The sequence below is a fragment of the Vibrio sp. MACH09 genome, assembly GCF_033238805.1.
GTDB lineage: Bacteria > Pseudomonadota > Gammaproteobacteria > Enterobacterales > Vibrionaceae > Vibrio.
This window is the reverse complement of sequence record NZ_BSFZ01000001.1, coordinates 2,447,398-2,462,575: the sequence shown is the minus strand read 5'-3', so window position 1 is coordinate 2,462,575 and position 15,178 is coordinate 2,447,398. Positions and strand designations below refer to the sequence as shown.

Sequence of the window (15,178 nt, the reverse complement as noted above, 5' to 3'; positions counted from 1 at the left end):
TCCTATTTCTCAATAACTGTCGTATTACTGAATCTTAATATCGGCTCTAAGTGGAAATGGATAGAGATAACATGAGGTTATCTTTGCGCAATAAAAAAGCCGCTAATGCGGCTTGTTTAGATTAAGAGGGGAAGTTAAAACCAGCTCTTAAATAGTAAGATAACATAGTCAATTAAACGGCTGAAAATACTGCCTTTCTCTACGTTTTCTAATGCTAGAAGCGGGTATTCTGCGATGTCTTCACCATCTACTTGGTAGTAAAGTTTACCAACAACATCCCCTTCGTTAATCGGTGCTTTTAACTCTTTTTCCAGCACGAAACTGGCTTTTAAGCTCTTAGCTTGGCCTCTTGGTAGTGTTACATAGGTATCTTCTGCAACGCCTAAAGCAACGTTCTCTTTAGAGCCCATCCAGATACGTTCACTAACAAATGTTTCACCCGCTTTATGAGGAGCAACTGTTTCGAAGAAACGAAAGCCGTAATTGAGAAGCTTTTTGCTTTCTGCTTTACGAGCATTTGCGCTCTTGGTTCCCATCACTACAGCAACAAGGCGCATTTTACCTTCTGTTGCTGAACTTACCAGGCTATAACCTGCTTTAGAGGTGTGGCCAGTCTTTATGCCATCAACGTTCATGCTTTTATCCCAAAGCAGTCCGTTACGGTTATATTGGGTGATACTGTTGTAAGTAAACTGTTTTTCTGAGTAAATCGCGTACTCTTCAGGAACGTCACGGATAAGTGCTCTACCTAATAGCGCCATATCGTATGGCGTAGAGTATAGGTTTGGATTATCCAAGCCATGAACGTTGGCAAAGTTTGTGTTCTTCATGCCAATTGAGCTAGCCCATGCATTCATAAGATCAACAAACGCATCTTCAGAACCCGCCACATGTTCAGCCATTGCCACACATGCATCGTTACCTGATTGAATGATAATTCCACGGTTTAGATCATCGACACTAACGGTAGTGCCTACTTCTATGAACATTTTAGAGGAGTCTGGGAAGTTTTTAGCCCAAGCATTTTTGCTGATAACCACTTCGTCAGTAAGAGAAATGTTACCACGCGCTAGCTCTTGACCAATGACATAACTTGTCATCATTTTAGTTAAGCTAGCAGGGGATAGCTTGGTGTCTTTCGCTTTTTCAGCTAAAACTGTACCTGAATTATAGTCAATTAAAACATAGCCTTTAGCCGCTATTTGCGGTGGATCTGGAACCACGATTGGTGCCGAGAAAGCGGTTGGTGCTACTACCATTGCCGTGGTAGCAAGAAGTCTTGTTATGGTCCGTTTTGACTTAATCATTTTAGTGTAATCAATGTTCATTGTTTTAAATTGCCCGTATCTTAACAGAATAGTGAGGCTAGGCCATACTATTGATACTGAATGAGTGAAGACGAGTAAGTTCCGATACCTTGTTGGTATTGGGATTTAACGTTTTGTTTTTCTGATAAATGCTTGAGGGTAACCCTCTGTTTGTATCGTTTTTAATACCTGTTCTGCTGTTGAGTAATCATCAAAAGGGCCAAGCAATACGCGATAGTTCTTGTTAATTGCTTCGACAAAACTCTCTACAGACAGTTTTTGACCCAAATCTTTTGCTAAAGTTCGCGTTCTTTGTTCATGATTTGAAGATGCCGCTTGAATAACATAGTTTATGTTTAACTGAGCCGAGTTTTCTTCAGACTTCTGTTTGTGAGTATTGATGTACTCAATATCCACATTTGCCGTACCAGACTGAATAACATCCAATTTATATGCAGCAGCATAACTTAAGTCAATGATCCTTCCTTGATAGAAAGGTCCACGATCGTTAATACGGACAATGGTGGTTTTGCCGTTATCCTTATTGGTTACTTTTACATAACTTGGTATGGGTAAAGTCTTATGAGCGGCAGTCATTGAATACATATCATAGATTTCACCATTAGACGTCAGGTGACCGTGAAATTTTTTTCCATACCAAGAGGCCTTTCCACTCTGCTTGAACCCATCAGGGTTCTTGTTGATTTGGTAACGGTTACCTCTAAGGGTGTAATCTCGGTTTCCGCCTAAACTATAGGGTTCATATTTTGGTTGTGCATCCTCAATGTGATCCAAAGTGATAGGAGTGTCAGGTCCAACATCATCCGATATAGAGTAGCGTCCACTAGGTGTTGAACAGCCAGCTAACAGAATGAGTAGCATGATGGAAAGAATTCGTATCATTGATGTATAAACCTTATAGCCTGCTAAGTCGCTTTTGATAACATACTGCGATGTGTGTGTATTGACATTAATATTCCAAATCCAGCCATTAAGGTCACCATTGAAGTGCCTCCATAGCTTATCAGCGGCAGTGGCACTCCTACAACGGGTAATATGCCACTTACCATACCAATGTTGACAAAAATATAGACAAAGAAGCTTAAAACAATACTTCCTGACATCATTCTGCCAAACGCAGTTTGCGATTGGCTAGCAAGATAAAGGCCGCGACCTATGATGAATAGGTATAAGGTGAGTAAAACCAGTATCCCGAACATTCCCCACTCTTCTGCGATGACCGCAAAGATGAAATCGGTATGCCTTTCGGGCAAAAACTCCAGTTGCGATTGCGTTCCATGAAGCCAACCTTTACCCGTTAGACCGCCTGAGCCGATGGCAATTTTACTCTGAATAATATGATAGCCAGCCCCAAGAGGATCGGATTCTGGGTTGAATAAGGTTCGCACCCGTACTTTCTGGTATTCACGCATTAGGAAAAACCACAGTACTGGTGCAAAGGCCCCTACGGCACATATAGCCGCAAAAATAATTTTCCAACTAATACCTGCTAGGAAAATAACGAATATTCCTGAGGCCGCAATCAAGATTGAGGTGCCTAGATCCGGTTGTTTGGCGATAAGAATGGTTGGCACACCAAGCATGACCAGTGAAACAACAAGTGTTTTAAAGCTAGGGGGGAGGGGTTTTTTGCCAATATAACGAGCGATCATTAATGGCACGGCCAGTTTTAGTAGCTCGGAAGGCTGAAAGCGCACGAAGCCAAGGTTTAGCCATCGTTGAGCGCCTTTGGACGCTTCCCCAAAAAATAGCACGCCAAACAGCAGGCCAACCCCGACGACAAACAGAAAAGGGGCAAAAGCTTCGTACGTTCGAGGTGAAATTTGGGCCAAAACCACCATGACACCTAACGCCAGAGCCATACGCATAGCTTGTTTGTCCATCATTACCATGCTCTGTCCGCTGGCGCTATACATGATAACTAAACCAAACAGCATGATAGTAATAAGCCCGAGCAGCAGTGGGAGATCAATGTGGAACCTTTCAAAAAAGATTCGACTTTTACCTGTGGAGGGATCGAGTTTCATCACTACTCTGCCTTATCTTCTTTATTTAATATCACTTTATCAAAGATCTTTCGCACGACAGGTGCACCGTTAGTGGAGCCACCTCCTGCATTTTCTAATACAATGGTTGCGATAACTTCAGGATCTTTTACTGGGGCAAAACCGGTGAACAACGCATGGTCACGAAGATGCTCCGCTATCTGTTCGGCATCATACTCTTCGTCTTCTTTTAAACCAAAGACCTGAGCTGTTCCCGATTTTCCGGCGCTTTGATAGCCAAGGTTCTGAAAAGCTCTTCTTGCCGTTCCTTTTTTACCATGGTTGACTAAGTTCATTCCTTTTACCGATATGTCCCAAAAGTTATCTGGAACGTTGGTAATTGGAGGATAGGTCTCAATGGCTTCGAGTTTTTGAGTCTCTAATGGCTGATTGTTATCCACGGTTGATCTTAGTAAGTGGGGAGCCATTACCTTTCCTCTATTCACCAATACTGATGTTGCTTTAGCTATCTGCATTGGTGTCGCGGTCCAGTACCCTTGCCCAATGCCCACAGGAATGGTGTCACCTTGATACCAAGGTGTACGGTGTCGGCTCATTTTCCATTCTCGAGTCGGCATGTTTGCCTTACTCTCTTCAAATATATCGATGCCGGTGAAATCACCAAAGCCGAACTTCATCATCCAACTTGAAAGCCTATCTATGCCCAAGTCATATGCAACTTGATAGAAAAAAGTATCTACAGATTCTTCCAATGATTGAGTGATGTTGACTCTTCCATGTCCCCAACGTAACCAGTCTCGGAAAGGTTTTGTTTTTGAGTTAGGTATTTTCCAATAACCGGGGTCATTGCGCGTGGTATATGGGGTAACCACTTCTTCTTGTAAAGCTGCCACCGCAATGAAAGGTTTAACTGTCGATGCGGGAGGATAGATACCTAACGTTGTTCGGTTGACGAGCGGACGGTCACTGTTTTCAAGCAGTTTACGGTACGCTTTTCCTGAAATACCTTGTACAAATGGGTTCGGATCATAGCTTGGTGTTGAAACCATGGCCAGAATACCGTTGTCTTTCGGGTCGAGAACCACTGCAGCACCGCGGCGATTATCCAACAGTCTATAAAGATAGAGCTGAAGATCGATATCTAGGTTTAAAACCAGATCTTTACCCGGTTTAGGTGGAACGTATTTTAATGTACGAATAATACGTCCACGGCTGTTTACTTCAACTTCTTGGTAGCCAGCGGTGCCGTGCAACATATCTTCATAGTATCGTTCTATTCCTAGCTTTCCAATATCGTACGTTGCTTGGTAGTTGCTGTCTTTTTCTTCGCGAACAAGCGCTTGCATGTCTCTATCGTTGATTCTAGAAACATAGCCGAGAACATGGGTCAGTGCTGAGCCGTAAGGGTAGTAACGCTTTAGTTTTCCGGTGACTTCAACTCCGGGAAAGCGGTATTGATTCACCGAGAAGATCGCGACTTGTTGCTCGGTAAGCTGTGTTAATAAAGGGACTGATTTAAATCGACGAGAGCGTCTTTTCTCTTTATTAAAGTTCGCTATTTTCTCTTCTGGTATTTCTAGGATCTGCTGCAACTGACGGATTGTTTCGTCGCTATCTTTGATCTTTTCTGGAATCAACTCTAGGTTGAATACCGGTCGATTTTCCGCAAGTATTTTGCCGTTTCGGTCGTAGATCAACCCTCGGTTAGGGGCAATAGGAACGATTTTAATCCGGTTGTCATTAGAGCGTGTTTTATAATCTTGGTACTGATTAACCTGAATATTGTATAGATTGGTGATGAGCAGGCTGATCATTACTATTATGCCTAGAAAAGAGACAATTGCCCGGCTTTGAAAAAGTAATGATTCTTTGTGGTGATCTCGAATCTGAGTGCGCTGTCGTTTCATGCCACTCTATTCTCTATGGTATGGGTGATTTGCAGTAATACTCCATGCGCGATAGAGGCTCTCTGCCATAACAACACGAACCAAAGGATGGGGGAGTGTTAATGGAGATAGAGACCAACTTTGATCTGCGGCGGCTTTGCATGCCGGTGATAACCCTTCAGGCCCACCAATCAAAATAGAAACATCTCTAGCATCTAACTTCCACTGTTGTAACTGTCCGGCCAACTGTTCGGTATCCCATGGCTTACCTGGAATATCTAGAGTAACAATTCGATTGCCTTTTGGCACGGCTGCAAGCATGGCTTCGCCTTCTTTTTGCAGTATTCTAACAATATCGGCGTTTTTACCCCTTTTCCCAGCTGCAATTTCGACGAGATCAAGGGGCATATCGTGTGGAAACCTTCTACGGTACTCCTGAAAACCCTCTTCTACCCATTTAGGCATTTTAGTGCCTACGGCAATAAGTTGAATTTTCAAGTATTAACTCCAGAGTTTTTCTAACTGATAAAGTTCACGTTGCTCTTCTTGCATTACGTGCACCATGACATCACCCATATCAACCACAACCCATTCGCCTTCATTTTCACCATCTACACCGTAGGGAGTAAGGCCGACGTTTTTTGCCTCATTAGCGATATTGTTGGCGATAGAGGTCACATGGCGTTTAGATGTGCCGGTACAGATAACCATATAATCGGTGACGCTAGATTTTCCAATGACGTCAATGGTCTTTATATTTTCGGCTTTCATGTCGTCTACTTTATCGACCAAAAAGGCTTTTAACTTATCTTTTTGCAAGGGGAACCTCAGTTTATTGCGCTTGTAAGCGTGATTATATCACTGTTTAACTTTGAAATGGCACTATGAGCCATGACGGGCTAGAGTATCGTACTCGCCGAACAAAACTCCAACGATAGTTGCCTAATTAAGGGCCAGCTTGAATTGTCATACTGGGTTTTAACCATAACTTCGGCACGTGTTAGCTGTTTAATTAATCGTTTTATCTGTCTGCTATCCAGTCTTTGTAGCGTGGCATTGTATAGCGGCCGTTTAGCTTGCCATATTCTGTTTTTATCAAACACCTGTCCAATTGGTGCCGTTAAGCACTCATGCTGAATAGTGAGCAGTAAATTGAGCTCTTTTTGTAGTGTTCTTAATAAAATAACAGGCTCAACACCTTCTGATTCTAACTGTCTTAAAATTCGTTGTGATCGGTTTGGCTTGCCGGCTAGAAGAGCATCAATCCATTGGAAAGGGGTGTAATGATTGTGTCTACTCAGTGCTTGTTCAACACGCATTAAAGAGAGCTGACCGTCAGGATATAACAAGGTTAACTTCTCTAAACTCTGTTTAAGTGCGAGCAAGTTTCCTTCGTGCCATTGTGCAAGCATCTGCAACGCTTCAGCATCTGGGTTAAGGTTCAGTTGATGGCAGCGACGTTGAACAAAATGGGGTAATCTCTGTATATCAGGTGTTAAGCAACTGACCCAAATGCCTTTTTGATTTAGTGTTTTAAACCACTTACTGTTTTCTTGTTGGCGGGTCAGTTTTTGACCTGTGATAAGCAACAAAATATCAGGGTTAAGTTGTTCAGATAGCTCGATCAACTGTTTTGATGCTGCGGCATTAACGCCATTTTCTGGAATTTCCAATTCAATTATTTGCTGAGAAGAGAACAGACTCAGTGCGTTACAGCAATCAAACACGTCTCCCCAGTCCAGACTGGCATCAAGGGTAAAGCGGTGTTTTTCCAGAAAACCTGCGTTTTTGGCTACCGACAATATGGCATCTCTACTTTCTAAAAGAAGTAAAGGCTCGTTGCCAAAGAGTAAGTAAATGCCATTCAATTGACGCTGGAGATTGTCAGCGAGCTTATCCGCAAAAATACGCATTATATATTAACGCTTATTGATTTGCGGAATTAGCGGCGGATGGTTGCTCTTCAATGGGATCAAATTGTGTAAACCCTGAATCGATTTCTGCTTTTAGTCGTGCTAATTGACGCATGATTTGAGTCGCAGTTTGCTTTCTCATTTCATCCACAATCAAATCACGCTCTACCGATTTCGCTAGTGCCGCTCGTGGGTTATCAAGATAGTTTCGGGTAGCATTTGTGGTAAAGGTTTTGCTGCCTACATCAGGGATGGTCACTCTATAAGATGTGGTATAAGTCAGTTCTATCTCTGCTGCCTTGCTATTTTGATAGAGTGACAGTGTTCTTTCACCAACGCTTTCATTGACAAGATGAAGATTTGGAATTGACGCTGATGGTGGAACAAGCTCAATATCATTGAGTCTTAACTGAGCATCAACATCTCGTGTTAGCTGACTGAATTGGTCAAAGCTAGTTAAAGAGATGCTAGATATTTCTTGTGGTACTAGGTAGTTGCCACGTAAATGAAATCCGCAGGCTGATAAAGCAGATACGGTTAAAAGCAAAAAAGCCGTTTGAAGTGTAGATTTGACAGAAATACGTTTCACAAAAATAACTCTCTGATGGTTTGAGTTTATATTTATCTAAGTCAAATAAGATCTCTTACTTCACTTAGATAAATATAAACAGGGCGCGGGTAGCCCCCTGTTTATATAGTGTCCATTGTAAGGACATTATCTATCTTGGTTAGTTCGCAACAATATTTAAAAGTTTGCCAGGAACATAGATCACTTTACGTACGGTTTTGCCATCTGTGAACTTAGTAACATTCTCATCGGATAAACCTAGTGCTTCAACGGCCTCTTTTGTCGCGTCTGCTGATACTGTTAGCTTAGCTCGAAGTTTACCATTCACTTGAACCACAATCAGTTTTTCATCTTCAACCATAGCTGCGCTATCCGCGGCAGGCCATGTTTCTGTGTCGATAGATTGGCCGCCAAGTACTTGCCATAATTCGAACGAAATATGAGGAGTGATTGGGTACAGCATACGGACCACCGCTTTAAGTGCCTCATCAAGAATGGCTCTATCTTGAGCAGACTCTTGTGGTGCTTTTGCTAACTTATTCATTAGCTCCATAATTGCTGCAATTGCGGTATTAAAGGTTTGACGACGTTCAATGTCATCAGTCACTTTGGTGATGGTCTTATGCACATCACGTCGTAGCGCTTTCTGGTCTGAGTTAAACTCAGAAGCGTTGAGAGCGGCTACATCACCTTTCTCGTTGTGTTCCTGAACCAATTTCCAAACACGCTTAAGAAAACGGTTAGCACCTTCTACGCCAGATTCTTGCCACTCTAGTGTCATATCGGCAGGAGAAGCAAACATCATAAACAGGCGAACAGTGTCTGCGCCATACTTGTTTACCATCTCTTGAGGGTCGATGCCGTTATTCTTCGATTTTGACATCTTGGTCATGCCAGTATGAACAACGTTATTGCCATCAAGGTCGGTTGCACTAACAATACGACCTTTTTCGTCACGCTCTACGGTAACATCCGCTGGAGAGACCCAAACTTTTGCACCTTTCTCATTATTGTAGTAATACGCGTCCGCAAGTACCATGCCTTGGCAGAGTAGCTTTTTAAATGGTTCATCGCTGGTAACCATACCTGTATCACGTAGTAACTTATGGAAGAAACGTGCATATAAAAGGTGCATGCATGCGTGTTCTATACCACCGATGTATTGATCAACAGGAAGCCAGTAATTTGCTGCTTCTGAGTCTACCATCTCATCTGCTTGAGGCGAGCAGTAGCGAGCGTAATACCAAGATGACTCCATAAAGGTATCAAATGTGTCGGTTTCACGCAGTGCTGGTTGGCCATTGAAGGTCGTTTCTGCCCAGCTCTTATCTGCTTTAATTGGGCTGGTTACACCATCCATGACAACATCTTCTGGCAGGATCACAGGAAGTTGATCTGCTGGAACTGGATGTACTTCTCCATCTTCGGTCGTAACCATTGGGATTGGTGCACCCCAATAACGCTGACGAGATACACCCCAGTCGCGTAAACGGAAGTTGACGGTTTTCTTACCTTTGTTCAACTCTTCTAACTTATTGGCAATAGCATCGAAGGCTGGTTTAAAACTCAGACCATCAAACTCACCAGAAGCGAATAGAACCCCTTTTTCAGTATACGCGACTTCTGAGATATCCAGTTCGCTACCATCTTCAGGTTTTATTACTGCAACAATATCTAGACCATATTTATTGGCAAACTCGTAATCACGTTGATCGTGAGCAGGAACGGCCATAACTGCGCCTGTACCGTAATCCATCAAGACAAAGTTGGCGACGTAAATAGGCACTTCTCGGCCATTTAAAGGATGGATAGCGGTTAATCCGGTGTCCATGCCTTTCTTTTCCATGGTGGCAAGTTCAGCTTCTGCAACTTTGTTATTTTTGCACTCATCAATAAATTCAGCTAGTTCGGCGTTATTTTTTGCTGCAAGTGCGGCTAATGGGTGTCCTGCTGCGATACCAACGTAAGTCACGCCCATTAGAGTGTCTGGACGAGTGGTATATACTTCTAAATCATCTTGACCAGCAACAGTGAATTTTAGTTCGACACCTTCAGAGCGGCCAATCCAGTTTCGCTGCATGGTTTTCACCATTTCAGGCCAACCTTCTAGATTGTCTAGGTCATCTAATAGCTCTTGTGCGTAAGCAGTAATTTTAACTGACCACTGAGGGATCTCTTTCTGCTCTACAGGAGTGTCACATCGCCAGCAACAGCCATCTTCAACTTGCTCGTTAGCAAGAACAGTTTGGTCATTTGGACACCAGTTTACCGATGATGTTTTTTTGTAGACTAAGCCTTTCTCATACAGTTTGGTGAAAAACTCTTGCTCCCAGCGATAATATTCAGGCGTACAGGTCGCGAACTCTCTGTCCCAGTCATAACCAAAGCCCAGTAACTTAAGCTGGTTTTTCATGTACTCAATATTTTCATAAGTCCACGGCGCAGGAGCGGTCTTATTTTTAACCGCTGCATTTTCAGCAGGAAGACCAAATGCATCCCAGCCAATAGGCTGCATAACATTTTTGCCTTGCAGTCGCTGGAAACGAGAAACAACATCACCTATGGTGTAGTTACGTACATGTCCCATATGCAGTCGACCACTTGGGTACGGGAACATAGAAAGACAGTAAAATTTCTCTTTGCTGGAATCTTCGGTGACGACAAAAGTTTTATTCTCGTCCCAGTGCTGTTGAACTTTTTGTTCAATGTCTTGCGGGTTATATTGCTCTTGCATTTATGAAATCCGGTTATCTTGGAAACTGTGAGATCGGTTTGATCAGATACGTATCGATCGGCATAGAATACCTAAAGGAAGCACGCTCAACAAGCTACAATAAAGATAAAGATTAAGTTAAGCAGAGAATACTATGGAGGTAGAATTATGCCAAAGCGTAAACATGGGTATGAAGAGAAGTTCAAAGAAGTCGTAGAAACCATTAAACATAGTCCTGATGAGCTAAATAAGGTGCTTGAAACCTCTGGTGAAGTGGCACAGGCGGCAACTGATATGACCAAGGATGAACTCTCTTTGGTCTCTGCTTATATGAAAGCGGATTTAAAAGAGTTTGCTGATAACTATCAAGAGAGTAAAGATAGTCCATTTTCTATTATGGTGACGGATTCCATTTGGCAAGCACTGCTAGATCTGACTGATAGAACCAAAGTGGAGTGGGTTGAATTGTTTGAAGATCTGGAGCATCAAGGTGTATATAACACCAATGATGTGATTGGATTAGGGCATTTAGTGTGTGAGAAGTGTGGTGATAAGAGTAAATATATTCACCCAACGGTCATTCAGCCTTGTGCAAAATGCGGCTGTAATGAATTTACCCGGATAGCGTTAAAGCCATAGTGCAGTTTCGTCTGTTTAGGTAAATGGGCATCTTGCCCATTTACCTTTAGCATTTTGGTTAACCTTTTGACTTTCTACGAGTCACTTCAAAAATAGCGAACAGCAGACCCAACATAATCAATAAGTGAGTAGGCCAGTTGCCCGCGACGTAGAAAGGTGTCGTGCCCGTGGTTGATGAGACTTGCGCTTTAAGCACTTCCGTTTTGAACTGAGGAATTTGAGCAACAATTTTTCCTTTGTAATCGGTAATGGCGGTTACACCATTGTTTGTGGCTCGGATCAACGGTTTACCGAGCTCTAACGCTCGCATTCTGGCTATTTCCATATGTTGTAATGGACCAATGGAATCACCAAACCAAGCGTCGTTAGAAAGGGTTAATATGAAGTCGGTGTTTTCAGTGACATTTTTACGAACTTGCTCACCAAATATGATTTCATAACATAGGGCAGGAGCAAAAGCGTATCCTTTTGCGAGGATATTATCTTGAATCAGTTCACCCCGAGTAAATGAAGACATAGGTAAATTGAAAAACGGCGCAAGAGGACGCAATAGTGATTCGAAGGGCACAAACTCTCCGAACGGTAATAAATGATGTTTATTGTAATGAGGGTGAGTCGCCGCGTTGTATTCATCACTTTGCGAGCGGCCAAGGGTTATAATGCTATTGTAAAAGTTACCTTGGTTGTTTTTGGTGATCACGCCCGTAATTAATGCACTGTCGTTATTGCGAGCAGCAGAATCAACATTTGTTAAGAAGCTCGTGACCTCTTGTTCCAAAGCTGGAATTGCAGCTTCAGGCCAGATAATAATGTCAGCATCCCAGTTTTTTCTGCTTAAATCGAGGTACTTCATTAGCGTGGGCCAACGCTGATTAGGTAACCATTTTAGCGCTTGATCGATGTTTCCCTGAATCAGTGCAAATCGAGGAGAGTCATCTGATTTTACAGTAACCCAATCAATCGAGTTGAATGAAAAGCCGCCTGCAAAAATAGCTAGAGCTAACAACAAGCTATGAGGACGTTTCACATTTATCGCATAGGCTATGCTAGAGGCGACTAGAACCACGCCTAGAGTGATTAATTGCACCCCACCTATTGGAGCAAAGGAGGCTAAAGGGCTGTCTATTTGGCTGTATCCTAGCAACAGCCATGGAAACCCTGTCATAACCCATCCGCGGGCTAAATCTGCCAGTAGCCAAAATACGGGAATAACAATAAAGAAGCGGATGCGGTCTGTTGGAGGAGAGAGTGTGTTTGGGAAATAGCGATTTAGTAATCCAGCAAACAGCATGGGATAAATGGCAAGATAAGAGACCAGCAGAAACATCAAAAATAGAGTTGCTATTTTTGGCATGCCACCAAAGTTGTCTATGCTGATCTGAACCCAACTGATTCCTGTCGCGAACTGGCCAAAGCCCCAGCAAAATCCGATCAATGCTGAGGTTCGAGCAGAAACGTTATTTAGTAATAAAAACAGCAAAGCAGGGCTAATAATGGCCATTGGCCAGAAAGCATAAGGAGCAAAAGCTAGGGTAGTAGAAGCGCCAACAAAAACGGCCAATAAAGGCCGTATTAGGCGATGAGTCTTTTTAAACATCATCTTATCTTATTGTGTTTGGTTAGTTTTCTTCGGCTAAGGTGGCCGTTTCTCCTTCAGGGATGGTCACCTGAAGTTGAACTACGCGTCGGTTATCTGCGGAGGTGACTTTGAAGCTATAGCCATCAATTTCAACAACCTCACCTCTTGATGGAAGATGACCAAAAGTTGTCATGACCATTCCGCCAATGGTATCGACTTCATCATCGTTGAACTTAGTGGCAAAAGTGTCGTTAAATTCTTCGATGGTGGTGAGTGCCTTAACCGCATAGGTGTGCTTGCTGAGCTTGCGAATTTCCGCCTCTTCTTCATCGTCAAACTCGTCTTCTATCTCACCCACAATTTCTTCGAGAATATCTTCAATGGTTACTAGGCCAGAAACACCACCAAATTCATCGACGACAATGGCCATATGGTAACGTTCTTCTCGAAATTCTTTAAGAAGTCGGTCTACTCGTTTACTTTCCGGCACTACAACTGCTTGTCGAATCACTTCACTAATCTGGAAAGGCTCGCTTTTAGAACCGAGATATTTGATTAAGTCCTTCGCTAACAGAATGCCTTCGACGTGATCTTTATCTTCACTAATAACCGGATAACGGGAGTGCTGAGCTTTTGTGATGATCGCTATTAATTGGTCAAGATCATGTTCTTTTTCAACCGTAACCATTTGGGAGCGCGGTATCATAATATCCCGTACTCGCATCTCAGCTATTTCCATCACACCTTCGAGCATATCGCGTGTGTCATGGTCGATAAGATCGTTTTCTTCAGAGTCTCTAATCACATCAACGAGTTCTTGGCGATCTTGAGGTTCACCCTGAAAAATTTTGCCTAGGCGTTCAAAGAAGGACTTTCTACTGGGACCTTCTGATTTACTACTGTTCCCTTCTGAACTGGGAGAGTTGTCGTCGTTCATATTTACTCATAGTTTGACGCTATCAATGTGTGATAGCACACGTCCAATAGTCCGATACAATCTGAACTACTGTTCTAAATATGGATCTAAAAAGCCCATTTTCAACATGATTTCTGTTTCAATGGCTTCCATCTCTTCTGCTTCATTATCTTCTATATGATCATAACCTAGCAGATGAAGTGCACCATGTACAACCATATGCGCCCAATGTGCATTTAAGGCCTTATTTTGTTCTGCGGCTTCTTTTTCAACTACTTGCTTACAAATAATTAAATCCCCTAATAAATCCAGTTCTATGCCTGGAGGGGCTTCGAATGGAAAAGAGAGTACATTTGTTGACTTATCTTTTCCTCGATATTGCAGATTAAGTTGATGACTTTCTTGTTCATCTACCAGGCGAATAGTGACTTCCGCATCTGGCTGAAAAAGTGTGACTGCCGAAGAAAACCAAACGGTAAAATCATCACTGTTTGGTAAGTTTTCTTCATTATTGACTGCAATTTGGAGATCGACATCTATGGCCATTATTTTTCTGCCTCTTGAGCGGCAAGCTGGGCACTTTCACGTTCTGCTCTGCGTCGTGCTTCTGCTGCCTTTCTCTCTTTTTGGTCTTTTGCTTCCCACTTTTCGTAAGCATTGACCACTCTCGCTACCACAGGGTGTCGTACAACATCATCAGCTTGGAAGAAGTTGAAACTAATCTCATCCACTTCAGCCAATACTTCTATCGCATGGCGAAGCCCAGATTTTGCCCCACGAGGTAGGTCGATTTGGGTTACATCACCAGTAATCACCGCACGAGAATTGAAGCCGATACGAGTTAAAAACATTTTCATCTGTTCAACGGTGGTATTTTGACTTTCATCAAGAATGATAAAAGCATCGTTTAGTGTACGACCACGCATGTAAGCCAGTGGCGCGACTTCTATAACGTTGCGTTCAATCAGTTTCTCTACTCGTTCAAAGCCAAGCATTTCAAACAGCGCATCATAAAGAGGGCGAAGGTAAGGGTCGACTTTTTGGCTTAGATCTCCCGGTAAGAAACCGAGCTTTTCACCCGCTTCAACAGCTGGTCGAGTAAGAAGTATACGACGAATTTCTTGTCTTTCTAATGCATCAACTGCGGCAGCTACCGCTAAGTAGGTTTTACCTGTACCCGCTGGGCCAATACCAAAGCTGATATCATTGTGAACCATATTTACAAGATATTGAGCTTGATTTGGAGTGCGCGGCTTTATCACCCCTTTTTTGGTTTTAATAAACACTTCTTTGCCGTGCTCAATATTTGATTCCGTTGTCTGTTCTAATACTCCGGACTCTTTTATGGCAAGGTGAATGCTCTCGGGTTCAATATCTGGAATTTGGCCTCGTACGGGTGTTGTTTCTACGTAGAGGGTTTTGATGATATCAAGCGCTGCAGCGGCAGTATGAGGTTTGCCTACGATTGAAAAAGCGTTACCACGATGGTTGATTTCTACACCGAGCCGGCGTTCAAGATGTTTGATGTTGTCATCAAATGGGCCACATAGACTAGAGAGTCGGTGGTTGTCAGAAGGTTCTAGATCTATTTCTAGAGTTACAATTTTATTGCTCAATTTTGCCTCTCAAT

14 protein-coding genes are annotated in these 15,178 nt (G+C 42.8%); 1 reads left to right on the top strand and 13 read right to left on the bottom strand.

Translation table 11 applies throughout. From position 1 onward, the window contains the following. Positions 1 to 134 precede the first annotated feature (134 nt). The 9 genes from CHJ_RS11030 to leuS form a co-directional block, all read right to left on the bottom strand. Positions 135 to 1,307 carry a serine hydrolase gene (locus CHJ_RS11030; protein ID WP_317918107.1) on the bottom strand — a complete coding sequence of 391 codons (1,173 nt, stop codon included), beginning with the start codon at positions 1,305 to 1,307 and terminating at the stop codon, positions 135 to 137. 126 nt (positions 1,308 to 1,433) lie between these two features. Continuing rightward, a complete protein-coding gene (locus CHJ_RS11025) occupies positions 1,434 to 2,210 on the bottom strand; it encodes a septal ring lytic transglycosylase RlpA family protein (protein ID WP_171751436.1) in 777 nt (258 codons plus the stop codon). A gap of 23 nt (positions 2,211 to 2,233) precedes the next feature. After that, positions 2,234 to 3,355, bottom strand: a complete 1,122-nt coding sequence (gene rodA / locus CHJ_RS11020) for a rod shape-determining protein RodA (protein WP_317918106.1) — start codon at positions 3,353 to 3,355, stop codon at positions 2,234 to 2,236. Between the two features lie 2 nt (positions 3,356 to 3,357). Then, positions 3,358 to 5,241, bottom strand: coding sequence for a penicillin-binding protein 2 (gene mrdA / locus CHJ_RS11015; protein WP_317917676.1), 1,884 nt, complete (start codon positions 5,239 to 5,241; stop codon positions 3,358 to 3,360). Positions 5,242 to 5,247: 6 nt separating this feature from the next. Then, positions 5,248 to 5,718: a 23S rRNA (pseudouridine(1915)-N(3))-methyltransferase RlmH gene (rlmH, locus tag CHJ_RS11010; protein ID WP_171751438.1), complete on the bottom strand. Its 471-nt coding sequence runs from the start codon at positions 5,716 to 5,718 to the stop codon at positions 5,248 to 5,250. 3 nt (positions 5,719 to 5,721) lie between these two features. Continuing rightward, positions 5,722 to 6,039, bottom strand: coding sequence for a ribosome silencing factor (gene rsfS, locus CHJ_RS11005; protein WP_317917675.1), 318 nt, complete (start codon positions 6,037 to 6,039; stop codon positions 5,722 to 5,724). A gap of 80 nt (positions 6,040 to 6,119) precedes the next feature. Further along, a complete protein-coding gene (gene holA / locus CHJ_RS11000) occupies positions 6,120 to 7,133 on the bottom strand; it encodes a DNA polymerase III subunit delta (RefSeq protein ID WP_317917674.1) in 1,014 nt (337 codons plus the stop codon). Positions 7,134 to 7,146: 13 nt separating this feature from the next. Next, positions 7,147 to 7,722, bottom strand: coding sequence for an LPS assembly lipoprotein LptE (gene lptE / locus CHJ_RS10995; RefSeq protein WP_171751441.1), 576 nt, complete (start codon positions 7,720 to 7,722; stop codon positions 7,147 to 7,149). A gap of 139 nt (positions 7,723 to 7,861) precedes the next feature. After that, the gene (gene leuS / locus CHJ_RS10990; protein WP_171751442.1) at positions 7,862 to 10,435 is read right to left on the bottom strand and encodes a leucine--tRNA ligase; all 2,574 of its coding nucleotides are present in this window, start codon (positions 10,433 to 10,435) and stop codon (positions 7,862 to 7,864) included. A gap of 147 nt (positions 10,436 to 10,582) precedes the next feature. Between leuS and CHJ_RS10985 the strand changes: the two genes are divergently transcribed. Further along, on the top strand, positions 10,583 to 11,053 hold the full coding sequence (locus CHJ_RS10985; RefSeq protein ID WP_171751443.1) for a zinc ribbon-containing protein: 471 nt from the start codon (positions 10,583 to 10,585) through the stop codon (positions 11,051 to 11,053). 58 nt (positions 11,054 to 11,111) lie between these two features. Here CHJ_RS10985 and lnt read toward each other — a convergent pair whose 3' ends face one another. The 4 genes from lnt to CHJ_RS10965 all read right to left on the bottom strand — a co-directional run bounded on the left by lnt (position 11,112) and on the right by CHJ_RS10965 (position 15,164). Beyond that, entirely contained in the window at positions 11,112 to 12,653 is a 1,542-nt protein-coding gene (gene lnt, locus CHJ_RS10980; protein ID WP_317917673.1) for an apolipoprotein N-acyltransferase, read from the bottom strand. Positions 12,654 to 12,672: 19 nt separating this feature from the next. Continuing rightward, positions 12,673 to 13,569 carry a CNNM family magnesium/cobalt transport protein CorC gene (corC, locus tag CHJ_RS10975; RefSeq protein WP_317917672.1) on the bottom strand — a complete coding sequence of 299 codons (897 nt, stop codon included), beginning with the start codon at positions 13,567 to 13,569 and terminating at the stop codon, positions 12,673 to 12,675. A 66-nt stretch (positions 13,570 to 13,635) separates the two neighbouring features. Next, positions 13,636 to 14,094: an rRNA maturation RNase YbeY gene (ybeY, locus tag CHJ_RS10970; protein ID WP_171751446.1), complete on the bottom strand. Its 459-nt coding sequence runs from the start codon at positions 14,092 to 14,094 to the stop codon at positions 13,636 to 13,638. Next, positions 14,094 to 15,164 carry a PhoH family protein gene (locus CHJ_RS10965; protein WP_317917671.1) on the bottom strand — a complete coding sequence of 357 codons (1,071 nt, stop codon included), beginning with the start codon at positions 15,162 to 15,164 and terminating at the stop codon, positions 14,094 to 14,096. The genes ybeY and CHJ_RS10965 overlap by 1 nt, the downstream gene beginning before the upstream one ends. Positions 15,165 to 15,178: the final 14 nt, after the last annotated feature.